The organism is Pseudomonas sp. BNK-44-b (assembly GCF_047456245.1).
Classification (GTDB): Bacteria; Pseudomonadota; Gammaproteobacteria; order Pseudomonadales; family Pseudomonadaceae; genus Aquipseudomonas; species Aquipseudomonas machongensis.
This window is the reverse complement of sequence record NZ_CP179908.1, coordinates 3,109,645-3,132,413: the sequence shown is the minus strand read 5'-3', so window position 1 is coordinate 3,132,413 and position 22,769 is coordinate 3,109,645. Positions and strand designations below refer to the sequence as shown.

The following is a 22,769-nucleotide window of genomic DNA, read 5'->3' as shown; positions in this document are numbered from 1 at the left end:
ATGACACTGAAGACCATTCCGGAGGCTCCGGCGGCACGCCCGCGCGCGCAGATCCACTGCGATCTCATGCCGCTGGCGCTGGAGCGCTGGAACCCGTCGATCAAGGCAGCAGCGACCGACGACAACACCATCACCATGTACGACCCCATTGGCTTCGACTGGTGGACTGGCGAAGGCGTAACGGCCAAGCGCATCAGCGCCGCGCTGCGCTCCATCGGCGACAACGATGTGACCGTGAAGATCAACAGCCCTGGTGGCGATGTCTTCGAAGGCCTGGCCATTTACAACCTGCTGCGCGAGCACAAGGGCAAGGTGACCGTCCAGGTGCTGGGACTGGCTGCCTCGGCCGCATCCTTCATCGCGATGGCCGCCGATGAAATCCAGGTCGCCCGGGCTGGGTTCCTGATGATCCACAACAGCTGGACCATGGCTGCCGGCGATCGCAACGAGATCCGCGAGGTGGCCGACTTCCTCGAGCAAATTGACGGAACCCTGGCCGATATCTACTCGGTTCGCACCGGCGACAAGCCGGAGGCAATGCGCAAGCTGATGGACGTGGAGACCTGGATGGGCGGCAGCGCCGCGATCGAGGCGGGCTTCGCCGACAGCCTGCTTGCTTCGGATGCCATCCAGGAAGATCCCCAGGCGTCCGCGCCTCACCAGGTGGCCGCCCGCCGCCTGGACGTGATCCTTGCCAAGCAAGGCATGTCGCGCACCGACCGGCGCGCACTGATTCAAGACCTCAAAGCTGGTACGCCTGGCGCTACCAGCTCCGGCAAGCAGAACGCTGCCGAAACACCGGCCGACCTGGCCAATCCCATCGCCGACCTACAAGCCGCACTCGCGCGGTTTTCGGCAGCAGCTATCCAAACCGGAGCATAACCATGAGCGAATCCACCGCAGAACTGCTGAAAAACGTATCCGCTGAATTGAAGAAGGCGACCGACGAATTTAGTAAGCAGGCCGAGAATGCCCTGGCAGAAGCCAAGAAGGCTGGCTCTCTGTCGAACGAGACCAAGGCAACCGTCGACGAGCTGGCCACCAAGTTCAACTCGCTGACCGAGGCCGAGAAGCAGCTGAAAGCGCGCCTGGGTGAAATGGAGCAGGAGCTGGTGCGCAACCCTGGCAACAGCGCTGCCACTCCTCGCGACACCGTTGGTGGCGTCGTGATCAAGAGCGAAGCGCTGAAGCAGTTCGCAGCCAGCATCGAAGGCAATCGCCGCGTGAGTGTTCCGGTGCAGGCCGCCCTGATCAGCTCCGGCGTCGCCGAGGGCGTGGTCGAGCCGCAGCGCCTGCCTGGCATTGATGCCGAGCCGAAGCAGCGCCTGTTCATTCGCGACCTGATCGCCCCGGGCCGAACCACCTCTCCCGCGATCTTCTGGGTGCAGCAGACCGGCTTCACCAACGCCGCGCGTGTCGTGGCTGAGAACACCGCGAAGCCTTACAGCGATATCCAGTTCGCTACCAAGATCACCCCGGTGAGCACCATCGCTCACATGTTCAAGGCGTCCAAGCAGATCCTGGACGACTTCGCGCAGCTGCAGTCCACCATCGACACCGAGATGCGCTACGGCCTGAAGTACGCTGAAGAGCAGGAAATTCTGTTCGGTGACGGCACCGGCGTTCATCTGCACGGCATCGTGCCGCAAGCCACTGCTTTCGCGGCCGCGTTCGAAGTCGACCAGCAGTCCGGTATCGATGATCTGCGCCTGGCCATGTTGCAAGCGCAGCTGGCGCGCCTGCCTGCCTCGGGTCACGTGCTGCACTTCATCGACTGGGCGAAGATCGAACTGACCAAGGACACGCTTGGCCGCTACATCCTGGCCAACCCGCTGGGCCTGACCGGCCCGCTGCTGTGGGGTCTGCCGGTCGTTGCCACCGAGATCGCCGCCTTCCAGGGCAAGTTCCTGACCGGCGCCTTCCAGACTGGCGCTCAGCTGTTCGATCGCGAGGACGCCAACGTGGTGATCTCGACCGAGAACGCCGACGACTTCGAGAAGAACATGATCTCGATCCGCTGCGAGGAGCGGGTCGCACTCGCGGTGAAGCGTCCCGAGGCCTTCATCTACGGCAACTTCACCGCTCCAACCACCCCTTGACCTGAACGGGCCGCCCGAGCGGCGGCCCACTGGAGGCTGTCATGAAGATGAAGACCTTGAAACCGCTCTACCTGGGTGGAAAAACTCTGGTTGAAGGTAGCCCGTTCATCACTGATGAGCAGCACGGCCGAGAGCTTATCCAGAAGGGTTATGCGGAAAAGCATGATGGCGACGATGAAGCGCAGGTCGACCTGACCCTGGGTGATGCTGCTCCAGCCGCGACGACTTCGGCACCTGTTTCGACCGGTGCTAAGCCCAAGGCCGCTGCCAAGAAGAAGGCAGACTGACCATGTCCGTGATCGCCATCGACCTCGCCATGCATCACCTGCTGGCCGAGCCGGAGGATCAGGTGCTGGTCCAGGCGCAGCTTGATGCGGCAGAGGAGGCGGCCATGCAGTTCCTGAACCGCCGCTTCTACCTGGACCAGATATCACTCGACGGCGCCCGTGCCGGCGTATCTGCTTCCCTGCAGCAGGCCAAGGAGGTGAACGCCGCGGCAGTCGCTGCTGTGGAGGCAGAGCAGGACCACTCGCTGCGCTGTCGCCTGCTCGAGCATGCTCGCCAGGCGCTGGCCGATGCCTACGACCAGGCCGACGCCATCGCCTACGGCATGGTGCTGAATCCGTCTATCCAGGCGGCTTGCTTGCTAAAGCTGGGTCACCTGTTCGCCAACCGCGAGGATGTGGTGACCGGCACCATTGCCACCGAGCTGCCGCTGGCCTCGCAACACCTGCTGATGCCATACCGCATCCGGATGGGTGTGTGATGCAGGCCGGGAAGCTCCGGCACCGGATCGATATCCAGGAGCTGGTGCCGGTACGCGATCCGGTAACCCTGGAGTTCGGTGAGCCTGAATGGGTAACCCGGTGGTCAAAGTGCCCGGCACGCGTCGAGGATCTTTCGGCGCGAGATTTCATCGCGGCCCAGGCCGGCCAGGCGCAGGCCACTGGCAGGATGGTAATCCGGTACCGACCAGGTGTTCTTCCAACCATGCGCATCCTTTACCGGGGCGATGTGTACAGCATCGTCGGGCCACCTCTGGCCGACGACAAGTCCGGCCTGGACTACCTGACGATCTTGGTCGAGAAGGGGGTGAAGGATGGCTGACGGCGTCGAGTTCAGCATCACCGGGCTGGAAAGCCTGCTGGGCAAGCTGGACTCCGTCAGCTACGACGTTCGCCGCAAGGGTGGTCGGGCCGCGTTGCGCAAAGCCGCCCAGGTGGTGATGCAGAACGCCAAGGAGCGCGCCGAGCGCATCGACGACAAGGCCACTGGCCGTTCCATCGCTGAAAACATCGCGCTGCGCTGGAATGGCCGGTTGTTCAAGCAGACGGGCGACCTGGGATTCCGGATCGGCGTGCTGCATGGCGCCGTGCTCAAGGATGGCGGTGATCTCAGTCCGAACGCACCGACGCCGCACTGGCGCTTGATCGAGTTCGGTACCGAGAAGATGGCCGCGGTGCCATTTATGCGGCCGGCGCTGGCAGACAGCATCAGCCAAGCGACCAGCACCTTCGTCAGCGAGTACGAAAAGGCGATCGACCGCGCGATCCGTCGCGCTGCAAAGAAGGCAGATTCCTCATGACCCCACCCATTGCCCAGCTGTGCTCCGAATCGGCGTCCGTCACGGCGCTGCTCGGGGCCGGGACAAACCTCAGGCTCTACTCATTCGGCGAGTCTCCGGAGGCCGTGGCCAAGCCGTACGCGGTATGGCAGGTGGTGAGCGGCAGCCCGGAGAACTTCCTGGCCGGCCGGCCAGACGCTGACAGCATAACGCTGCAGGTCGACGTGTACGGCACCACCGGCGTCTCGGTGCGCCAGGTCCGTGATGCGATCCGCGATGCAATTGAGTTGCACGCCTACGTCACCCGCTGGGGCGGCGAGGGCCGAGACCCAACAACCAAGAATTACCGAACAAGCTTCGACGTGGACTGGATAGTCCGCCGTTGAGCCAACCGAGCCCGCCTAGAGCGGGCTTTTCTTTGCCCGACAGGAGATCACCATGTCGATTCTCACCCAAGGCACCCAGGTATACACCCTGATGCCGCCCCTCAATGGCAACGGCCCATCGACTGTGATGGAGGTCGAATGCGCCACAGCCTTCAACCCAGGCGGCGCCCCTGCCGAGCAGATCGAGGACACTTGCCTCAGCGACCGAGATCGCACCTACAAGAAGGGACTGCGCACTCCCGGACAGGCATCGCTGACCATCAACGCGGACCCCAACAGCCCCAGCCACCTGCGGCTGCATCAGCGCTCCGAAGAGAACGGCGACACGACCCAGAAGTGGGCTGTCGGCTGGTCCGACGGAACTGCGGCCCCCACCTTGGCGGCTGCGGGCGCCCTGGACGCAATCGCCGTCACCAGCGGCGGCAGCGGCTACACCAGTGCGCCGACCGTGACCCTGACCGGCGGTGGCGGCAGCGGCGCGACTGCCGTGGCCCTGCTCGACGACGACGGGGTGGTAGCGATCAACATCACCAACCCTGGCAGCGGCTACACCAGTGCGCCGACCGTAGGCTTCACTGGCGGCTCCGGGTCCGGCGCCGCGGCCACCGCCTCGGTCAACCTCGAGGAAGACTTCGTTCTCCCTCCTTCGCGCACCTGGTTCGTCTTCGAAGGCTACGTCGCCGACTTCCCGTTCGACTTCGCCGCCAACGCTGTTGTCAGCACCGCGGTATCCATCCAGCGTTCGGGCGGTTCCGCCTGGATCAAGAAGACCGCTTGAGGTAGCCAATGAAGCTCAATATCGACAGCCTGCGCCAAGCGGGTTCGTTCACCGGCCGGCCAGTTGAAAAGGAGATCAGCTGGCGGCAGGGCAGCGATACGATCACCGCCACGGTGTTCGTGCGCCCGCTGGGTTACCAGACCGCCGTGAGCGATGTGCTCGCCGCCGGCGGCAAACAGGACAGTATCGCGGGACGCATTGCAGCCGCGATCTGCGACGAAGAGGGCAATCCAGTTTTCACTGCGCTGGATATCACGCACGGCCCCCTCGACAAGGATGAGCAGGCCAAGGACCCGGACAGCACCAAACGCATGGGCGCTCTCGACGGCAACCTTACCGTGGCGCTGCTCCAAGCTATCCATGAGGTCAACAACCTGGGAAAGACGACGAGCTCACCGCCCTCGACGAGCTCTGGCATGAGCTCGTCCTCGCCGGTGTCGGAGGCTGCACCATCGCGCAAGCGCAAGAAAACCTGAGCCTGCGCGAATATCGATCCTGGGTGAAGTTCCGGGATCGACGCGGATCGCTGCACCTCGGGATGAGGGTCGAGCGGGGTGTGGCGCTTCTGGCATCCATCCTGGCGAATCAGGGTCGTGACAGGAAGGCACGGCCACAACCCTTCACCCCGGATGATTTCACCCCTCATGGTGACCTCAAGGTGCTCAGTCTGCAGCAGGCGATGGACGAGTGGGCATAGCCCCAATCCTTTGGAGTTCGGCTGCTTGGTGGTAGATTGACCGGCTGTTTATGTCGGAGGGAACCAGAGTGGAAATCATGTATGGCGGTTACTTGCTTGGGATTGCGCTTTCATTAGTTATTTACTTCGTTCCAATGATGATTGCCTTTTATAGAAATCATGGACGATATACCACCATTTTCATGATGAACCTTTTCCTTGGTTGGACGATGGTGGTTTGGGTCATTTGTTTGATATGGGCTTTGTTTGGTGCATCCAGAATAAAAAATGCATCTGGCGGCTCTAATAAGTACGAGGATCTTGAGCGAATATCTCGTCTGAAATCTTCCGGAGATTTAACGGAAGATGAATACCAGGCAGAGAAGGCCAGGTTACTCAATCAATGAAGGAGGCCCGCTTAATGCGGGCTTTTTTTTGGAGGCAGTATGGCAAACAGGTCGTTGGGGACGCTGACGCTGGACCTGATTGCCAAGGTTGGTGGGTTCGAGCAGGGTCTCGACAAGGCTGGGCGGTCTGCAGAAAAGCGTATGAAGCAGATCAGCGACAGTGCAGCCAAGCTTGGTGCGGCTGTTGGTGCAGGTCTCGCCGCCGGGGTTACGGCTCTTGGGGCGATAACCGTTTCAGCGATCAAATCTGCAACTGAGGTTGCAAAACTCGCTTCTGTAGCGAACGTCAGTACTACTGACTTTCAAAAACTTGCATCTGGCGCAAGACTTGTTGGTGTTGAGCAGGACAAACTCTCTGACATTCTCAAGGATGTGAATGACAAGGTCGGTGATTTTCTTAATACCGGCGGCGGAGAAATGAAGGACTTCTTCGAGCAGATCGCGCCGAAAGTAGGCGTTACGGCCGATCAGTTTCGTAACCTTAGTGGAAGCCAAGCACTAGGGCTGTATGTATCAAGTCTTGAAAAGGCGAAGGTAAGCCAGAGCGATATGACCTTCTATATGGAGGCTATCGCCAATGACGCAACTTTGCTGCTACCCCTGCTCAGGAACAACAGTGAAGGATTCAAAAGGTTTAGCGATGCGGCTGAGGCAGCCGGCGCCATCATGGATGAGAAGACGGTTCGAGCGGCGAAAGAGCTGCAGGCTGCCAACTGGCTTGTCGATCAATCGATCTCCGGGATTACAAATCAGCTAACCGCAGCGCTGCTGCCAAGCATGGCGGAGTTCGCTGGGCGGTTAAGTGATTCCAGCATCAATGGAGTTGTCGCGAAGAAAGTCGCGGATGATCTGGCAGCGAGCCTCCAGGCACTGGCAAAGTTCGCAATCGGGACAGTTGCAGGGATTCACCTGTTGGGCGTCGGTTTAAAGTCTCTTTCCGACTTCGACAACGCAATGGTAGGAGGAGAGGACGCCAAGTGGTGGGATAGGTATCTGCCGCCAGTGCGTATTTACAATGCTTTCAAGAATATCGATGCCATGGGGAATGTCATCGGTGGCACCAAAGAGCATATGGATAGCTTGATCACCGGTTACGGTGATCTCATGGCAAGCTTCGACTCCAAGACCGGTGGATCTGGTAGCAAAAATCAGGTCAAGGAACTTGCAGACCTTCTCGATAGGCTTAAAACCAGTGGGCCCGGAACATTCACAGCGATCACAAGGGCCCAGCAGGATGCCGCCAAAGCCGCGGAGGCCGCAGCAAAGAAGCTTCAAGGGCAGTTCGATACGACAGAGCAGGATTACCAGCGCCAGATCGCACTCATCAATACCGAGGTCGACAAACGCAAGGACGCCACGGAGGTGGCGAAGCTGCAGTTCGAGCTCGAATCCGGGAAGCTGAGCGGGCTGAGCGTTCAGCAGCAGGATCGACTCAAAGGGCTCGCAGCTGAACTCGACCAGCTCAAGAAGATCAAGCAGGAGAACGAGGACGCGAAGAAGCTCGCCGCCTTCCGCGCCAACGTCGGCGAAGACTACCAGACGGCCAGGAGCGGGTTCGATCAGGACCTGGCTGGTGCGGGCCGCGGTGACAAGTACAAGGAGCGCTTGAAGGAGCGCCTGGCGATCGAGGAGGACTTCAACCGCCAGCAGCGCGAACTGGTCTTGCAGCGCAACAGCGGCGATATCAGTGCCGAGTTGTACGCTCAGGAAACCGAGGTGCTGAGCGAAGCCCTTGCCGCGCGCCTGGTTCTGCAACAGGACTACTACAACCAGATAGACGAAGCGCAAAGCAACTGGATGGATGGTGTCACCAGCGCCTGGGAAAACTTCGCTGACGCAGCCACCAACTATTCAGCCATGGCGGCCGACGCCACCACCTCGACTCTCGGGAGCGCCAAGGGGGAGTTGAGTTCTTTCCTCTCTGACGTGGCCACCGGTTCCAAGGACGCCGGCGATGCGCTGGTGGACATGATCACTGGGTTCGCCAAATCGGGAGTTCAGGCACTGAGCGACATGACTGCCCAGTGGCTGGTGTACCAGGCCGTGCAACTGATCGTTGGTAAAACGACGCAATCCACGGCTGGACTGGCCATGGTGGCGAACGCACAGGCTACTGCATTCCAAGCCCAGCTTGCGGCCTACGCTTCGACTGCTGCAATTCCTGTCTTTGGTCCAGCGCTGGCGCCGGGAGCCGCTCTTGCTGCAGCTGCTGCTACCGCGCCAATGGTTGCAGGTGTGGCATCGACTGCGCTGATGGGTATGGCTCACGACGGTATCGACAACATCCCCAGGGAAGGCACCTGGCTGCTTGATGGCGGTGAGCGGGTGCTGAACCCCAACCAGAACCGCGACCTGACCCACTACCTGCGCAGCGCGAACGAAGCCGGCGGGGGCATGGGCCGGGGCGGGGGAATCACCATTAACGCACCAGTGACCGTTCAGGCCCAGGCAGGCATGAGCGACGAAGCGGCGCGCCGCCAGGGCGAAATGATGGGTCAAGCGTTCAGGCAAACCATCCGCGAGGTGGTGAACGAGGAGTTCGCCCAAGGCGGATCGATGTGGAGGAGGTAATGGCCGAGGAGTTCAGTTTCTGCACCCGGGTGGGCGCCTCAGGGGATGTAAAACAGCGCGTGTGGGAAAACGACTTCGGCGACGGTTACAGCCAGTCGGGCGGTACCGGCATCAACGGCAAGTCGGAGGAGTGGACGCACCAGGCCGTGGGCAGCCTTGAGGAGGGCCAGGAACTACGCCAGATGCGCGACTTCCTCGACCGCCACGAGGGCTACAAGTCGTTCTTCTGGACCTCGCCAAGTGGCTTGCGCGCCCGCTTCAAGGTCAACGGCTACAAGCTGGACCCGCTGGGCGCGGGGCAGACCAAGATCAGCTTTACGATGAAGCAAGCCTTCACCCCTTACTGACCCCGCCTCCGCGGGGTTTCTTTTTTCTGAGGCCCCCATGACTTTCGAGACCGATATCCAGAAGCTCGAGCCGGGCAACCAGATCCGGCTGTACGAGGTGGACGCAACCCGCCTGGGCGGCAACCTCATGCGCTTCCACGGCCACGCCCAGGAAGGAGACATCATCTGGCAGGGCCAGCTGTACGAGCCAATCCAGATCGAGGCTAAGGGCTTCGACATTCGCGGCGACGGGCGGCCCGCCACACCAACCCTGCAGCTGGCGAACGAAATCGCCGGTGTGCGCGGCGCGGTCACGGCGATGTGCCTGGCGCTCAAGGATCTGGCCGGCGCGCGCGTCAAGGTCATCGAGACCTTCCGGCACTTTCTGGACGCCGCCAACTTCCCGGACGGCAACCCCAACGCGGCGAACCAAGCGCGGGAGAACCTGTGGTTCATCGAGCAGAAGACCGAGGAAGACCGCGAGCAGGTGACGTTCCAGCTATCGAGCCCGCTGGACATGGGCGGAATCATGCTGCCGAGCCAGCAGATCACCAAGCTCTGCCGGTGGGCCACGCGCGGCGGGTACCGTGGCGAGGCCTGCGCGTACGCGGGCGCCGCGATGTTCACCAAACAGAACGAGCCCACGGACAACCCCGCGCTCGATCGCTGCGGCGGCCGCTGGAACAGCTGCAAGCTTCGCGGCAACACCCGTCGCTTCGGTGGCTCCATGGGCGCGAGCCTGATCGCAAGTTCGAGGTAACCATGCGCATCAACCAACAGCTGCAGGCCGCGATTCGCGAGCATGCCGAACGCGCGCACCCGGCGGAAGCCTGCGGCGTGCTGATCAAGACCGACGCCGGTCGCGAGTACGTGCCATGCCGCAACCTGGCACGTACCCCGCGTGACCAGTTCACGCTGCACCACGAAGACCTGGCCCAGGCCGAAGACCGCGGCACCCTGCTGGCGATCATCCACAGCCATCCTGACGCGAGCCCGCGCCCCAGCATGGCCGACCGAGTCAGCTGCGAGTTGCACGAAGTGCCCTGGGGCATCGTATCGTGGCCAGGCGGGGATATGGAGTGGTTCAAGCCCACCGGCTACGTCGCCCCGCTGCTGGGGCGGGACTTCTCGCACGGCCTGCTCGACTGCTGGGGCGCCTGCCGCGACTGGTATGCCCGCGAGGCCGGCCTGGTGCTGCCGAACTTCGAGCGCAAGGACTTGTGGTGGGAGGAGGCCGAGGGGCCGAGCCTGTACGAGGACAACTTCAAGGGCGCTGGCTTCTACCAGGTCAATGATCCGCGCCGTGGCGACATGCTGGTCTTCATGGTGCCATCGCCTGGCCGTCCGTGCTTCCACCCGAACCACGCTGCAATCTATCTCGGTGACGAGCCGGCGCTGGTTAGCGAGGACGCTCCAGCCCTTGGCGGGTCCGGCCCGTTCATCTACCACCATATGGCTGGCCGGGCCTCTACCCGCGACATTTACGGCTGGTCGATGGCCAACCGCTGCCGACTGATCCTCAGGCACAAGGACTACCAGCCATGAAGCGCACCGTGAAGCTCTACGGCGTACTGCGCAAGCACTTCGGGCGCGAATACCTCCTCGACGTGCAAAGCCCGCGAGACGCGGTGCAGGCGCTGTGCATCATGCTGCCAGGCTTCGAGAAGTTTCTCGCCACAGGGGAGGAGCGCGGCCTGGTGTTCACCGTGTTCTCCGGCCGCCGCAACCTGGCGCCTGAGGAGCTGGACCTGCAGGGCAGCGATGCCGAAGAGATCCGCATCGCGCCGATCATCCAGGGCAGCAAGCAAGGAGGCCTGTTCCAGGTGGTGCTCGGCGCCGTGCTGGTGGTCGCCGGGGTCTTCACTGGCGGCCTGAGCTCCGGTGTCGGTATTGCCCTGATGGCTGGTGGTGCTGCGCTGGCGCTGGGCGGTGTCGTGCAGATGCTCTCGCCGACGGCCAAGACCGGCAGCCTCGACCGCAACGAAGACGGCAACAACCCCAGCTATGGGTTCGGCAGCGCCGTCACCACCATCGCCCAGGGCAACCCCTATCCCGTCCTGTACGGCGAGCGCGAGATCGGCGGCGCGATCGAGTCTGGTGGGGTGTACCCACAAGACCAGCTGTAGCCAGCTGAATTACCTGACCTGCTTCGGCAGGTTTTTTGTTTCTGGAGGAATGAATGGGCGCAGAAGTGAAGCGCAGGGCGCGCATGCCTAAGGCGCAGCGGCGCCAGGTCGTCGGGCACAAGGGCGGCGCCAAGAAGCAGAAGCAGCCCAGCATTGCCTCGAACAGCGTGCCGTCGATCTCCACGGCGCGCCTGCTCTACCTGTGGAGCTGGGGACCTATCGTTGGACCGGTGAATGGGCTTCGCTCGGTCAAGCTCGACGGGACGCCGCTCGTGGCCGAAGACGGCACGGTCAACTATCCGGGCGTGAAGTGGCAGTTTCGCTCTGGCGAGTTGCACCAAGACCGCCTGGAAGGTGTGACCGAGTCCAGCAACGAGATCCAGATAGCGCAGGAACTACGCACCACCGCGCCCTGGGTGTACTCGATCAACAACCCCGTGATCGATGCGGCGCGCGTGCGGTTCGGTTGGGCTGTACTGCAGGCTCAGGACAGTGGCGGCAACATCAACGGCGTGCGTATCGACTATGCGATTGACGTGGCTACCGACGGAGGCCCGTACCAGCAGGTGCTGGCGTCCTACGTAGACCGCAAGAACGTCACCAAGTACGAGCGATCCCACCGCATCGACCTACCGGAGGGTAGCAGCTGGACCATCCGCGCGCGCCGCATCACGCCGGAGGCCAACAGCTCCCTTGTGCAAGACACGATGGTCGTGGAGGCGATCGCCGAGGTGGTCGACAGCGACCAGGAGTACCCGCTGACCGCTGTTGGCTGCGTAGAGTACGACGCCCAGCAGTTCGGCGGGGACTTCCCGAAGATTGCCGTGCTGATGCGCGGGCGCATCGTTCGTGTGCCCATGAACTACGACCCGGAAACCCGCACCTACGCCACCAGCGGCGCCGGTACCAGCCGCGGCATCTGGGACGGCTCGTTCAAGGAGGCCTACACCAACAACCCGGCCTGGGTGTTCTACGACTTGGCGCTGCACCCGTACTACGGGCTCGGCGACCGAATCGACGCAAGCATGATCAATCGCTGGTCGCTGTACCGGATCGCGCAGTGGTGCGACCAACTGGTGCCGGACGGGAAGGGCGGGCAGGAGCCGCGCTTCACCTGCAACCTCTACCTGCAGAAGCAGGCCGAGGCCTGGGCAGTGCTGCAGGACCTGGCCGCAATCTTCCACGGCCTGGCCTACTGGGACGGCAACCAGATCGCCGTGAACGCCGACATGCCGCAGGACCCGGTCTACACCTATACCGTGTCGCAGATCCTCGGCGACGGCGCGATCAAGTACACCGGCAGCAAGTGGCGCGACCGGCACAGCCTGGCCATGGTGTCGTTCGACGACCCGGACCAGGGCTTCGAGACCGACAAGGAACCGGTGTTCGACGAAGACGCCATGGCCGAGTATGGGGTTCGCGACGTGTCTGTCGAGGCCGTTGGCTGCACCAGCAGGGGCCAGGCTCAACGCGCCGGCAAGTGGGCTCTGCTGACCGAGCAACTGCAGACCCGCGGCGCAACGATCAATGTCGGCCTCGATGGGTACATTCCGAAGCCCGGCACAGTGATCGCGCTGTCCGACCCGATGCTGGCCGGCAGGGCCAACGGCGGCCGGATCGCCGCTGTCGCTGGGCGTGTTGTGACACTCGACCGTGACGTTGAGGTGCCCGCCGGCGCCAGGCTGCTGGTCAACCTGCCAAGCGGGAAGGCTGAAACGCGGCAGGTGCGCTCGGTCTCGGGCCGGCAGGTCACCGTGATGGCCGACTTCAGCGAGCTACCGCAGCCGGAGTGTGCCTGGGCGATCGATTACGACGACCTGAAGCTAATGCAGTTCTACGTCCGCAACGTGACCCGGCCGGAATGGACCCGTTTCCAGCTGGAGCTGATCCAGCACGAACCGAGCAAGTTTGACGCCATCGACCACGGCACCATGATCGATGACAGACCAATCAGCGTGCTACCGCCTGGCGTGCAGGATGCGCCGGCGCGCGTGCTGATCAGCAGCCACTCGGCTGTGGACCAGGGCATTGCGGTCACCACCATGACCATCGGTTGGGACGCTGCACCCGGCGCCGTCGCGTATGACGTGGAATGGCGCTGGGGCTCGCGTGACTGGATCAAGGTGCCGCGCACTGGCGAGCTCTCGGTTGACGTGCGGGGCGTGTATGCCGGCCAGTACCTGGCCCGCGTGCGCGCCGTGAACGCGATGGATGTGGCTTCTATCCCGACCACATCGGTGCTGACCGACGTAGCGGGCAAGACCACGCCGCCGCCTTCGGTTACGAACTTCACCGCAACGAGTGAGTTGTTCGCCATACGGCTCAAGTGGGGCATACCGCCAGGCGCAGAAGACACCCAGCGCACCGAGATCTTCCGTAACCAGGCGAACGATTTGGCCACGGCGACCAAGCTTGCCGACCTGGCATACCCGCAGTCGGAGTACGTGCTCTCCGGCCTGTCTGGTGGCGCTTCGTTCTTCTTCTGGGCGCGCCTGGTGGACCGTACCGGCAACATCGGCCCGTTCTTCCCGGTACCGCCGACAGCCGTCCAGGGGACGGCAAGCACCGATCCCGGCCCGATCCTCGAGTTGATCAGCGGTGAGGTCGACGAGTCGATGCTCGGAGAGGAGCTGAAGAACAAGATCGATGGCCTGCAGGACCAGATCGACGCCCTTGATGGGCTTAAGGCCTACAACAAGGACGAGGCCTATCCGAAAGACCAGATGGTCGTCGTTGACGGTCGTATCTACCAAGCCAAAGTGCCGGTGCCTGCCGATGCTTCGGGCGCGAACGCACCGCCGAACGCAGCCCTATGGGTTGATGTCGGGCAGTCCGTTGAGACGGCGAACGGCCTTGCTCAGCAGGTGGCAACCAACACGACCAACATCGCCGAGGTTGGCGGAAAGGTCGCTGCTACAGCAGAGAGCCTGCAAGCGTTGCGCGCGTCGTACCGCGACGACAACGCCGACGGCGACTTGTCTGGCGCGCTGCAGCAGTGGAGTTCGACCGCAGCATTCGCAACGGAGGTGAAGGCAACAGCGACCCGTGAAGCCGCGATCGTGCGCAAGACCGAGACGCTGGAAGCAAGTCTGGGCGAGACCAATGCAGCCGTGCAAACCGTCAGCCAGGCCCAGGCCGCCCTCGACGGCAAAGCAAGCGCAATGTGGGCGGTCAAGCTGCAGGTCAACTCGCAGGGGCAGTATGTCGCTGCCGGGATTGGGCTCGGAATCGAGAACACGCCGGCCGGCTTGCAGAGCCAGTTCCTTGTCTCTGCAGATCGCTTCGCCGTGGTCAATGGCATCAACGGCACTCTGTCGAGTCCGTTCGTTGTTCAGGGCGGCCAAGTCTTCATCAACCAGGCCTTCATCAACCAGGCATTCATCCAGGAAGTCATCCTGGGTATGACATTACGGTCGCAGGCAGTGAACGCCCAGGGTTTACCGTTGATCGAGCTGAACATGGTCACCGGTGCGTTCACCCTGCGCGGCCAGGACGCAAACGGACAAACGATCATCAACAATGGCGGCCTCTACGTGTACGACGCCAATGGCGTTGAGCGTGTGGCGGCGGGGAGGCTTACCTGATGGCTGGGCAATACGGCCTGCGGACCAAGGATGCGTCCGCAGCGGTTTCACTCGATACGACGATCACGCCGATCCGATCGCTGAAGATGATGCAGGTCGTGGGGAATGGAGCTTTCGACCAGTACTTCTCCATCCCGGAAATCAAGGCGCAGTCATTCGTCGTTGTGGATGCGCTTGATAACGCTGGTGAGTTCACCTATTCGCCGCAAGCGTGGTACTCGGAGGGGCAGCTTCACCTTCGGAGGCCGATGAACAAGACTTGGCAGGTGATGATCCTGTCTCAAGGCGGAGAGCCGTTTTCTGCGAGTGGAAGCTACGGCATTCGCACGTTTAACAACAATGTCAGGACCCAGATTGATTCGGTAAACAGACTTCTGACAATACGCTATTCGGGGAAGTACAGCCTTGGATTTCCAGGGGATGACCTAAATATTGAGGGTGATGATTTCAGGAGTTTCCCTTCCCCTATAACTACCTATGAACGACCGCTGATTTTCATAAACTCAAACGATTACCTCATGGTTGGTCAGTTCTGGGTTTTTGGAAGCCCTGGTAACTGGACGGGGTTCCGAGTCGCAAACAGGGCCCATTCGTCGCACGGCCCGCAGTGGTCTCAGCCGCAGCGTATAAAGTGGTTCTGCGCAACTTACATGTCGCCAAACGATCCGCCTGGCGCGTATGGAGCGTCTGTTCGGGATCCTAGCGGGGTCAGAACCTTTGTTACTGGAGCAAATTTGGCCCTGCTTAATAGTCAGCCAGCCATCAATGAGTTTGTGACTGCTGGTAACCCTATTACAGGAATAGGCGGATATTACGCATCAAGTCAGCAGATGAGCTGGACAGGCAATTATGATGATTACGTTTTAGCGAATGCCCTGTTCACGTCAACGAACATTGCTGCAACCACTCAGCCAATACGTGCAAATTTTGGCGGCTTCTTGCCTGGGAATAGATCGGTACTTCAAATGTACTGTGAGAATGACTCCGCCATAAATCCAGTAACACCAAATGGGCGAACACTGTTTGCCTCCAGGCCAATGAAGCCGATTTAAGGATAATCACATGCCTTGGTACAGAGACGGAACGGTGTCGATCACCGCCGGACAGACGACCGTGACCGGAACCGGCACGAACTTTTCACTTAATGCCCGAGTGGGTGATGCCTTCCAGGGGCCTGACGGTCGCTGGTACGAAGTAGCCAACATTGGCAGCGCTACTGTGATTGGCATCTTGCCTGCCTACCAGGGCGCTACGGTCGCCGCTGGCGCCTACGGCTTGGCTCCGATGCAGGGGTACGTTAAAGAGGCTGCTGACAGGTTGCGCCAGATCGTCGACCAGTTCGGCGGCACACTTGCGCTGTTCGGGGGAGCGACTGATGTGGTCGCGCTGCGGACCAACATCGGCGCTGCGAAGTCCGGAACCAACAGCGACATCACTTCGCTGAGTGGATTGACCACAGCGCTGAGCATCGCTCAGGGCGGGACTGGAGCAACGACCAAGGCTGGCGCTCGTACCGCGCTAGACCTGAAGGCTGCAGCACTGGCGGACATTCTCGGTACCGTCTCTCAGGCATCAGGGTACCCTACGGGGGCGGTGATGGAGTGGGGTTTCAACGCCAACGGTGAGTACTACAAGTTTGCGTCGGGGCTGATGATCTGCACCGCGACCAAAACCGTCACGGTAGCTCTCAGCACCAGTTATGGCAGCAGCTCATTTGGGGCCGCGAACTGGGACTTTCCCGCGACGTTCGTCGGAACGCTGCCTTTCGTCAGCGGTAAAGCCTTTGCTACCGGTCGGATCCTCACGGTCGAGCCTGCCGCTGCTCAGCAGCTTTATTCCTCCGCACTCTGGGTGCTGGATTTCGCAACCAACGGCACCTCAATGGGCGTGCTGCTCAAGATGTTCGCAGTGGGGAGGTGGTTCTAATGCGCATCAAGCTTTCGCCAACTGGCGACGATATGCAGATTGCGGTAACGAAGAACGGCGACGAGCTCACGGTAAACGGCCAGGTACTGGACTTCACCAGGCTGCCCGATGGCGCGACCCTGCCGGCTGGCTCGATCGCGTGCGAGTGGATCACGGTTCCGGTTGAGCGGGTGGATGGCGACCTGGTTGTAACGCTGCGGCTACCCCACGGCGCGGATGCGCCGGAGGCTGCTCGCTTCCCTGTCGATATCGTCAATCCCGCAGACGGCCCCGTGCTGCTGCCGACAGGCGTGGGTGAGCAGCCGGCAGAAATGACACCTGCAGTGATCGACTGGTCGCAGATGGTCACCGCTGAGCAGAAGGCCCAGGCCGCTGCCGAGCAACTGCTTGCACAAGCGGCTGCAGAGATAGCACAGCGCAGGTCAATCGCCGATGCGGCAATAGCCCCGCTGCAAGATGCCGTCGATCTCGACGAAGCGACGGAGGCCGAGGTTGCGTTGCTGAAGGACTGGAAGCGCTACCGCATCGCGCTGAACCGTCTGCCTGATCAGGCTGGATACCCCGCGTCGATCGAATGGCCCGCGCCGCCCGCATAAATCTACACATCCGACAGACAACCGCCGCATGGCGGTATTTTTTTGCCTGGAGAAACCCGAATGCCGATCACTGAGCAGCAGCTGCTGCAGATCCTCTCCAATGCCCGCCCAGTCGCGGGCATTTTTGTACCCGCACTGAACCGGGCGATGTTGCGCTGGAAGATCGATAGCCGCCTGCGCACCGCTGCCTTCCTTGCCCAAGTCGGGCATGAGTCTGGCCAGTTACGCAACCTGGTGGAGAACCTCAACTACAGCGCCGAGGCCATGGTGCGCACCTGGCCAAGTCGTTTCACGTCGCAGAATGCCGGCGCATATGCCAGGCAGCCGGAGAAGATCGCGAACCGCGTATACGGTGGTCGTATGGGCAACGGCCAGGAAACGTCTGGCGACGGCTGGCGGTACCGTGGGCGCGGCCTGATCCAGCTGACCGGTCGCGACAACTACCGAGCCGCTGGCCAGGCACTGGGCCTGCCACTGCTCGAACAACCTGAACTGCTCGAGCAGCCCGAGCACGCTGCACAGTCGGCTGCCTGGTGGTGGTCACAGCGCGGCCTGAATGAGTTGGCCGACGCCGGACGCATCCAGGATATCGGCAGCGTCATCAACACCGGACAGCCTGGCCGTGTTCCGCATGGCGCCGCTGAGCGAAAGGCGCTGTATGAGATCGCGCTGCGGGTGCTGGCATGAGCGCCTGGCTGCTTCGCCTCGCCAGCGCTGGCCTGCTGATCCTGCTCGGCATGGTCGTCGGCACCTGGGCGACCACGAGCCACTTCCGACCATTGCTCGACCACCAGCAGGACCAAGCCGCCCAGTGCGCCGCCGCGCGGGACAACTTGGCGGGCCTGGCGCAGGAGCAGGGCAAGGCCCTGGGCGACCTGACCCTGGCCGCTAACGAGCGCCAGGCCAGGGCAGAGCAAGCGGTGAAGGAGGCCAGGGCCAGTGCCCAGGACGACTACGCGGCGGCGAACCGCCTGCAGCAGGAGCGCACCGGTGGCGATCAGTGTGCCGCCGCTTCCTCGATCATCGACAAGGAGCTTGGCCTATGAAAGTGCAGGTGCTGCTGGCCGGCCTGCTGCTGTTGGTGGGGTGCGCATCGAAGGCGCCGCCTCAAATCCAGTACGTGCGCGTCGAGGTTCCGGTGCAGGTGCCATGCCGCACGCCGGAGGTTGCCGTGCCGCCGTGGTCTGCTGCAGGTCTGCGTAAGTCCGATAGCTTGGAGGTGAAGGTTCGTGCGCTGCTGGCTGAGCGCAGACAGCGTATTGGTTACGAGAAAATGTTAGAGGCGGCCGTTTCCGTTTGCCGGTAGAGTGGACATATCGCTCCCAACGCCGATGAAAACCAGATGCCCAACAGCACAAGTCTCTCCCAATTACTCAAGGCCGAGCAGCTCGTTTCGTCCTGCCTCGACGCACTGGAGAGATATTGCGAAGCGATTGAACATGGTGAGTCGGCGTGCACGATACGTGCCCTGCGGGAAGAAGCCGCGAGGCTTGCGAAAGAACTTGAGGAGTATCGCTGCTCCATCATTGATGCAGTCCCTTCTGATAGTCATTAATGGTTTGATTGAAAGAGAGGTCCAATGAAGCGGACACTCGAGGGGATGGTTACTGCAGGTGAAAAGTTGCTTCGCCAGGCGCTCGACGCCAATCGACGCCTACAGCAGGCCGTGGCTGATGGTGAGCCACCCGAGGATGTCGAGCGACACCGAGTATTGGCCGATCGGCTTTACCGCCAGGTGACCGAGCATCAGCTCATCGCTACCGGCAAGGCGCCTCATATCATCCACTGATCGCCAGGGAGGCGAGCATGAAAGACAAGCGCGAAGTCGTGATGCCAGACCATCAGGTGTACAAGGATGTCGAGGAGGCTATGAGGCGCCATCTTGAGGCGCAGGAGGCCGGTCTGCCTGCGGAGGAAGTGGAGCGCTTGCGGCTGATCTTGGAATCACAGATAAAGGCGGCTCATCATTACCACTCAGATGCCATGGGGCGAGCGCCGTTGAGTCGTCACTGAGGCGCTATCAGCTCAGGCCCCTGGTTCCGCACGTTCCCTACGGCTGTGCTGACCTTGTACCACTCGAATGCCTCAGACGGCTCTCCCAGGTTCAGCACAATCTGTTCTGCATGCTCGCTGGGCATCCCTGCTGCAATCCACTCTCGCGCCAGTTCCGGCTCAAGCACTACTGGCCGGCGGTCGTGCACGTCAACAAGCCCGCCCTGGGCGTCGGCTGTGATGATGACGAAGCCGTCGTGCTCGTTTCCGGTGAACTGGCCGATGCTGGCGCATAGCGCTGGCTGGCCGTCGCGCCGCCGGATGTAGTACGGCTGTTTCTTCGGGCCGCCCTCATCAACCCACTCGTACCATCCGTCGATGGGCGTGATTGCACGGTGTGGCCAGATGGCCCGGAAGAACGGGCCGTGTGCCACCTTCTCGACGCGCGCGTTGATCGGCGCGGCGCGATCGGTCGCCCAGTGCGGCCGCCACCCCCACCTCACCAGGTCCGCACGCGAACCTCCCTCATCAACGCGCAGCACAGCAACGGGCGTAGTAGGCGCAACGTTGTACCGCTGCAGCGCATGCTCCCCGACGTTGTTTCTCCAGACATCCGGCATGCTGAGCACTTCGACGAAGTCGTGAATGCCCCGGTATTGGGTCAGCCGTCCACACATTTCCCGTCCCTCCTGCTCGAGCACAAAGCATAGTCCGCCAGGCGGTACTGGTGCTGGCGGCGCATGCAATGCTCAAATACTGTATCGATATACAGTATTGGTGCCGTATGTACTTCCTCCTTGTTCGCCGCCGAGTGCGCGGCGTTGCGATCCCCAATGGACAACTGACGAAGATCCAGCCGATTCGCGCTGACGTTCACATCGAGTATGGACACAGTTCAGTGCTCGGTCGGCAGTGCCTGGGCGCCTGGGTATTTAACCCAACCCCAGGGCCTGACGTTATCCCGCGCCTGCACGACGCGCGCGTGACCGGGATGGCTCAAGGCGGAATGAACGTCACGGGTGTTGAGGAGGTGGATGGCGTGCTCTATGCGCAATCGTGGTGGTGTCGTGCGCAGTAGCGCAGCGGGCATCCCGCAACCATGGATTGACGAGCTCAACGACCAGATGGCGATGATCACCGATCCAGACGGGCGCTCTGCAGTGATGGCGGAAATGGCCGTTTCCGCTCATCGCCGACAGGACGTGGATGCTGGGGCGCTGGCCGAGATGCTGGAGCTCGCCGAGGCGGCCAGGCTATGGGCTCATGCTGAGCGTGAAGCGGAGTGAGAGTGACGCCAGCCAGGACGGCTGGCGGTGTCGGCAGGACGCCAAATGAAGGGTGAAAATCGGTTCCAAAACTAAAACGGCGACCCTTATAGAATGCGGCTTGCAGGCCGTTAAAATCTCTTTAGTTTTGGAACTGATATTGCCTTGCAGGCATCGCAGGGCGGGGATTCTTGGATCGGTTTGCAAATCCGTCTACGCCGGTTCGATTCCGACCTCGGCCTCCACTCTTCGAAAACCCCGCAGATCAACGTCTGCGGGGTTTTTATTTATGGCTCGAAAAAGCCAAGGTGTTCCGCAACATTTGGCATGTGTTCCGCAACCCTATCTATTTTGTTGGGCTCACAACCTCGCCAACTCGGCGATAGACCCGCTTGGTTATTTCCTCTTTCGAGTGACCCCGCAGGCGGCTGGCGTGGCTGATATCCTCGATCTCCGAAGCGGCCTTCGGGTGGATATCGCGGAACTGGAACTGCCGAACTTTGGCGGCCAGGTCAGTGTTGCCGTCGGCGATCAGCTTCCGAGCGGCCTTGTCCCGCGCCTCACCGAAGCGATTCCTCAGCATCTCCCAGCTCATCCGCAGGCCGGCGTCGTTGGTGATCAGGCGTGAATTGCGCACGCCCTGAAGCTTGCGCCGCTCAAGCAGCGCCTCGATGAATAGGCCTAGGCCGGTCAGTACGCCATTGACGTGCCGTCGTATGCGCAACTTCTTATCTGTCTTGTTCTGGTCGACCCACAGGTAGTCCTCGTCGAGATCGACACTGCTGAACTTCAGCGTGTCGGCTGGGCGCTGGCCGGCCATGGTTGCACCTGCAGAGCTAGATCGATTGCCATCCTTTTCGCCTGTTCTTCCTCCTGATCGGAAGGATTGGTGAGGCGAACTGCCCCATAGGTTTTTGTCCCCATGAAGCCTTCTTCCACGTAAACATCTCGACCCCCGAATGGCAGAACCTCTACCACCACCTTTCGGAAATTGCCGAGCATGAAATCCAAGCGTTGTGTATCCGTGAATTCGCTCACAGCTGATACCTCTCATCAATCCAGCGCCCAAGCTCCAGTGCGGGTGTAAGTTCGGGTTGGGTTTCCTGCGGGGAGAGCTGGCGCTGGTTGCTGGCCTGCAGCTGGCTGTCGGGGATGCAGCTTATGCCGACCCCATTCAGCAGGTAGCAGGTGACGCCGCGCTGGCTGTCGTGCTGCACGGCGATGACGTTCTCTTGGGGCTGAGGTGTTGCGTTGGCGCCGGTGGCCAGCAGTAGGAGAAAGAGGGTGACGCGGGTCCTGCGAGCTTCCTTTTTTGCGTGAGCGCTCTCTGATAGAGCAACTGGGTTTTGAAGTCGAGCGGGTTCTTTTTCTGGAATGCAGACATGGGCGGTCCTCGCCCAGGTGGCGTGATTCGTTTAAGGGGGTATTACTGGCGTCTCAGAAAAGGAGATCGCTATGAACTTGGTAGTGTTCGCGGATTACGGGTCGATCACCGCTGGCGCAATCTCAGCGTTGTGCTGGGTGGTCGCTGCGGTTGTGAAGGTGGCTCCACCAGATGAACTGAAAGGGAAGCCAGATGGTGATTACTGGAAAGGTATAGTTTTCAACAACTCCGATCTCATCAAGACACTACGCGCTCAAGCTCGGTGGAATAGCGCCGCCGCAATGGCTGCCGCTATTGCAGTTTCCCTTCAGTTGGCAGTAAAGCTTGCATAGGGGAAGGCGCTGGCGGGCAGCGCCGGAGGCAAGGTAGTAGCCTATTGCCTCAGGTGCGGGTTGAGTGGTAATCTTCGATCACGTGGTCGTTGTTTGACCCAATCGAGTCGATGCAAGCTGTTTACAACGTGAAGTCCATCGATGTTTTATCTGTTCTGTCTGGCCTCGTAACTTTGTTTGTTTTCATCAATGACAATGCTTACTGGGGGGTTCTTATGGCAGTACTACCAATGATGATCTGTGTTGGGGCTGTGCTGCGGGACCATGCAAATAGCAGAGAACTGTTGGGGATTGAGCGTTGTGCTTGATAGATAGCCGCCGGGCAACCGGGCCCCGCACCACTATTCAGAAGGGCTGACTCGTTCAGCCCTTTTTCATTCCTGAGAGATTGTTCTCAGTCCCTGGGTCGCGCCGCAGTTCGGCAACACTCGCTTCTTCAAACTGACGCGCTAGCTTTGGCGAGATGTAAAAAGCTGGCGCGTCAGGACGTTCAAGGCGACGCGCCCGCTCTTCCGGATCCTGGGCAATCCATGACAGGGCCAAGTCCTGCCATAGCTCCTGCACCTGATCGTAGCCGTGGCGCTCGATCTCGGCAGCCATGGCGGCCTTGATCCCTTCCGGCATTTTGAAGAACACCTTCTCGATGCCCAGCTTCGCGGCCTGCTTCTTCTGACGATCGCGGTAGTCCGCTGAGTGCTTTGCGGCTCCCGTCTTCTGCTCGGTCATGGCCGATACCTCTAGGGTTGACTGCATCACC

Annotated in this window: 30 protein-coding genes and 3 pseudogenes; 27 read left to right on the top strand and 6 right to left on the bottom strand. The window is 61.3% G+C overall.

Annotated features, from left to right (window positions below; genetic code table 11):
• The 23 genes and pseudogenes from ACMGGG_RS14290 to ACMGGG_RS14180 all read left to right on the top strand — a co-directional run bounded on the left by ACMGGG_RS14290 (position 1) and on the right by ACMGGG_RS14180 (position 18,345).
• Entirely contained in the window at positions 1 to 882 is an 882-nt protein-coding gene (locus tag ACMGGG_RS14290; RefSeq protein ID WP_054912138.1) for a head maturation protease, ClpP-related, read from the top strand.
• A gap of 2 nt (positions 883 to 884) precedes the next feature.
• Positions 885 to 2,099, top strand: a complete 1,215-nt coding sequence (locus tag ACMGGG_RS14285) for a phage major capsid protein (RefSeq protein ID WP_196128057.1) — start codon at positions 885 to 887, stop codon at positions 2,097 to 2,099.
• 41 nt (positions 2,100 to 2,140) lie between these two features.
• Positions 2,141 to 2,386 carry a hypothetical protein gene (locus ACMGGG_RS14280; protein WP_414155726.1) on the top strand — a complete coding sequence of 82 codons (246 nt, stop codon included), beginning with the start codon at positions 2,141 to 2,143 and terminating at the stop codon, positions 2,384 to 2,386.
• Between the two features lie 2 nt (positions 2,387 to 2,388).
• On the top strand, positions 2,389 to 2,865 hold the full coding sequence (locus ACMGGG_RS14275; protein ID WP_414155725.1) for a head-tail connector protein: 477 nt from the start codon (positions 2,389 to 2,391) through the stop codon (positions 2,863 to 2,865).
• Entirely contained in the window at positions 2,865 to 3,206 is a 342-nt protein-coding gene (locus ACMGGG_RS14270; protein WP_414155724.1) for a phage head closure protein, read from the top strand. The genes ACMGGG_RS14275 and ACMGGG_RS14270 overlap by 1 nt, the downstream gene beginning before the upstream one ends.
• A complete protein-coding gene (locus ACMGGG_RS14265) occupies positions 3,199 to 3,684 on the top strand; it encodes an HK97-gp10 family putative phage morphogenesis protein (protein WP_414155723.1) in 486 nt (161 codons plus the stop codon). Before ACMGGG_RS14270 ends, ACMGGG_RS14265 begins: the two co-directional genes overlap by 8 nt.
• A complete protein-coding gene (locus tag ACMGGG_RS14260; RefSeq protein WP_414155722.1) occupies positions 3,681 to 4,049 on the top strand; it encodes a DUF3168 domain-containing protein in 369 nt (122 codons plus the stop codon). The genes ACMGGG_RS14265 and ACMGGG_RS14260 overlap by 4 nt, the downstream gene beginning before the upstream one ends.
• Positions 4,050 to 4,101: 52 nt before the next feature.
• A pseudogene (locus ACMGGG_RS14255) lies at positions 4,102 to 4,440 on the top strand (phage tail tube protein); the annotation flags it as partial.
• Positions 4,441 to 4,599: 159 nt separating this feature from the next.
• Positions 4,600 to 4,827: pseudogene (locus tag ACMGGG_RS14250) on the top strand (phage tail tube protein); the annotation flags it as partial.
• An 8-nt stretch (positions 4,828 to 4,835) separates the two neighbouring features.
• Positions 4,836 to 5,303 carry a phage tail assembly chaperone family protein, TAC gene (locus ACMGGG_RS14245; protein ID WP_414155721.1) on the top strand — a complete coding sequence of 156 codons (468 nt, stop codon included), beginning with the start codon at positions 4,836 to 4,838 and terminating at the stop codon, positions 5,301 to 5,303.
• A 298-nt stretch (positions 5,304 to 5,601) separates the two neighbouring features.
• Entirely contained in the window at positions 5,602 to 5,910 is a 309-nt protein-coding gene (locus ACMGGG_RS14240; RefSeq protein ID WP_414155815.1) for a superinfection immunity protein, read from the top strand.
• A gap of 39 nt (positions 5,911 to 5,949) precedes the next feature.
• On the top strand, positions 5,950 to 8,481 hold the full coding sequence (locus ACMGGG_RS14235) for a phage tail tape measure protein (RefSeq protein WP_414155720.1): 2,532 nt from the start codon (positions 5,950 to 5,952) through the stop codon (positions 8,479 to 8,481).
• The gene (locus ACMGGG_RS14230) at positions 8,481 to 8,828 is read left to right on the top strand and encodes a phage tail protein (RefSeq protein WP_054925847.1); all 348 of its coding nucleotides are present in this window, start codon (positions 8,481 to 8,483) and stop codon (positions 8,826 to 8,828) included. Before ACMGGG_RS14235 ends, ACMGGG_RS14230 begins: the two co-directional genes overlap by 1 nt.
• Before the next feature lie 37 nt (positions 8,829 to 8,865).
• Entirely contained in the window at positions 8,866 to 9,567 is a 702-nt protein-coding gene (locus ACMGGG_RS14225) for a phage minor tail protein L (RefSeq protein ID WP_414155719.1), read from the top strand.
• 2 nt (positions 9,568 to 9,569) lie between these two features.
• On the top strand, positions 9,570 to 10,352 hold the full coding sequence (locus tag ACMGGG_RS14220; RefSeq protein ID WP_414155718.1) for a C40 family peptidase: 783 nt from the start codon (positions 9,570 to 9,572) through the stop codon (positions 10,350 to 10,352).
• Entirely contained in the window at positions 10,349 to 10,933 is a 585-nt protein-coding gene (locus ACMGGG_RS14215; RefSeq protein ID WP_054886645.1) for a tail assembly protein, read from the top strand. Before ACMGGG_RS14220 ends, ACMGGG_RS14215 begins: the two co-directional genes overlap by 4 nt.
• A gap of 83 nt (positions 10,934 to 11,016) precedes the next feature.
• Positions 11,017 to 14,517 (top strand): host specificity protein J, encoded by a 3,501-nt coding sequence (locus ACMGGG_RS14210; RefSeq protein WP_414155814.1) that lies wholly within the window; start codon positions 11,017 to 11,019, stop codon positions 14,515 to 14,517.
• Positions 14,517 to 15,569, top strand: a complete 1,053-nt coding sequence (locus ACMGGG_RS14205; protein WP_414155717.1) for a hypothetical protein — start codon at positions 14,517 to 14,519, stop codon at positions 15,567 to 15,569. Before ACMGGG_RS14210 ends, ACMGGG_RS14205 begins: the two co-directional genes overlap by 1 nt.
• Positions 15,570 to 15,579: 10 nt before the next feature.
• Positions 15,580 to 16,443 carry a phage tail protein gene (locus ACMGGG_RS14200; protein ID WP_414155849.1) on the top strand — a complete coding sequence of 288 codons (864 nt, stop codon included), beginning with the start codon at positions 15,580 to 15,582 and terminating at the stop codon, positions 16,441 to 16,443.
• Complete coding sequence (locus ACMGGG_RS14195) at positions 16,443 to 17,039, top strand: tail fiber assembly protein (protein WP_414155715.1); 597 nt, start codon at positions 16,443 to 16,445, stop codon at positions 17,037 to 17,039. Before ACMGGG_RS14200 ends, ACMGGG_RS14195 begins: the two co-directional genes overlap by 1 nt.
• A 60-nt stretch (positions 17,040 to 17,099) precedes the next feature.
• Positions 17,100 to 17,726, top strand: a complete 627-nt coding sequence (locus ACMGGG_RS14190; protein ID WP_414155714.1) for a glycoside hydrolase family 19 protein — start codon at positions 17,100 to 17,102, stop codon at positions 17,724 to 17,726.
• Positions 17,723 to 18,085, top strand: coding sequence for a hypothetical protein (locus ACMGGG_RS14185; protein WP_414155713.1), 363 nt, complete (start codon positions 17,723 to 17,725; stop codon positions 18,083 to 18,085). The genes ACMGGG_RS14190 and ACMGGG_RS14185 overlap by 4 nt, the downstream gene beginning before the upstream one ends.
• Complete coding sequence (locus ACMGGG_RS14180) at positions 18,082 to 18,345, top strand: hypothetical protein (RefSeq protein ID WP_414155712.1); 264 nt, start codon at positions 18,082 to 18,084, stop codon at positions 18,343 to 18,345. Before ACMGGG_RS14185 ends, ACMGGG_RS14180 begins: the two co-directional genes overlap by 4 nt.
• Positions 18,346 to 18,693: 348 nt before the next feature.
• On the opposite strand, the gene ACMGGG_RS14175 is transcribed toward ACMGGG_RS14180, so the two are convergent.
• Positions 18,694 to 18,816: a hypothetical protein gene (locus ACMGGG_RS14175; RefSeq protein ID WP_414155711.1), complete on the bottom strand. Its 123-nt coding sequence runs from the start codon at positions 18,814 to 18,816 to the stop codon at positions 18,694 to 18,696.
• Positions 18,817 to 18,845: 29 nt separating this feature from the next.
• Here ACMGGG_RS14175 and ACMGGG_RS14170 point away from each other — a divergent pair, with 29 nt between their 5' ends.
• Complete coding sequence (locus ACMGGG_RS14170; protein WP_414155710.1) at positions 18,846 to 19,052, top strand: hypothetical protein; 207 nt, start codon at positions 18,846 to 18,848, stop codon at positions 19,050 to 19,052.
• Here ACMGGG_RS14170 and ACMGGG_RS14165 read toward each other — a convergent pair.
• Positions 19,046 to 19,708, bottom strand: coding sequence for an SOS response-associated peptidase (locus ACMGGG_RS14165; protein ID WP_414155709.1), 663 nt, complete (start codon positions 19,706 to 19,708; stop codon positions 19,046 to 19,048). The two genes, ACMGGG_RS14170 and ACMGGG_RS14165, sit on opposite strands and share 7 nt — an antisense overlap.
• Before the next feature lie 107 nt (positions 19,709 to 19,815).
• On the opposite strand from ACMGGG_RS14165, the gene ACMGGG_RS14160 reads away from it, so the two are divergent.
• Together ACMGGG_RS14160 and ACMGGG_RS14155 are read left to right on the top strand one after the other, a co-directional pair.
• Positions 19,816 to 20,109 carry a hypothetical protein gene (locus ACMGGG_RS14160; RefSeq protein WP_414155813.1) on the top strand — a complete coding sequence of 98 codons (294 nt, stop codon included), beginning with the start codon at positions 19,816 to 19,818 and terminating at the stop codon, positions 20,107 to 20,109.
• Positions 20,078 to 20,317, top strand: a complete 240-nt coding sequence (locus tag ACMGGG_RS14155; RefSeq protein ID WP_414155708.1) for a hypothetical protein — start codon at positions 20,078 to 20,080, stop codon at positions 20,315 to 20,317. Before ACMGGG_RS14160 ends, ACMGGG_RS14155 begins: the two co-directional genes overlap by 32 nt.
• A 325-nt stretch (positions 20,318 to 20,642) precedes the next feature.
• On the opposite strand, the pseudogene ACMGGG_RS14150 reads toward ACMGGG_RS14155, so the two are convergent.
• The 3 genes and pseudogenes from ACMGGG_RS14150 to ACMGGG_RS14140 form a co-directional block, all read right to left on the bottom strand.
• Positions 20,643 to 21,122: pseudogene (locus ACMGGG_RS14150) on the bottom strand (integrase); the annotation flags it as partial.
• A complete protein-coding gene (locus ACMGGG_RS14145; RefSeq protein ID WP_414155848.1) occupies positions 21,086 to 21,334 on the bottom strand; it encodes a hypothetical protein in 249 nt (82 codons plus the stop codon). The pseudogene ACMGGG_RS14150 and the gene ACMGGG_RS14145, both read right to left, overlap by 37 nt.
• A complete protein-coding gene (locus ACMGGG_RS14140; RefSeq protein ID WP_414155812.1) occupies positions 21,331 to 21,567 on the bottom strand; it encodes a hypothetical protein in 237 nt (78 codons plus the stop codon). The genes ACMGGG_RS14145 and ACMGGG_RS14140 overlap by 4 nt, the downstream gene beginning before the upstream one ends.
• 184 nt (positions 21,568 to 21,751) lie before the next feature.
• On the opposite strand from ACMGGG_RS14140, the gene ACMGGG_RS14135 reads away from it, so the two are divergent.
• The gene (locus tag ACMGGG_RS14135; RefSeq protein WP_414155707.1) at positions 21,752 to 22,012 is read left to right on the top strand and encodes a hypothetical protein; all 261 of its coding nucleotides are present in this window, start codon (positions 21,752 to 21,754) and stop codon (positions 22,010 to 22,012) included.
• Between the two features lie 363 nt (positions 22,013 to 22,375).
• Here ACMGGG_RS14135 and ACMGGG_RS14130 read toward each other — a convergent pair whose 3' ends face one another.
• Positions 22,376 to 22,738: a hypothetical protein gene (locus ACMGGG_RS14130; RefSeq protein ID WP_112899587.1), complete on the bottom strand. Its 363-nt coding sequence runs from the start codon at positions 22,736 to 22,738 to the stop codon at positions 22,376 to 22,378.
• Positions 22,739 to 22,769 lie beyond the last annotated feature (31 nt).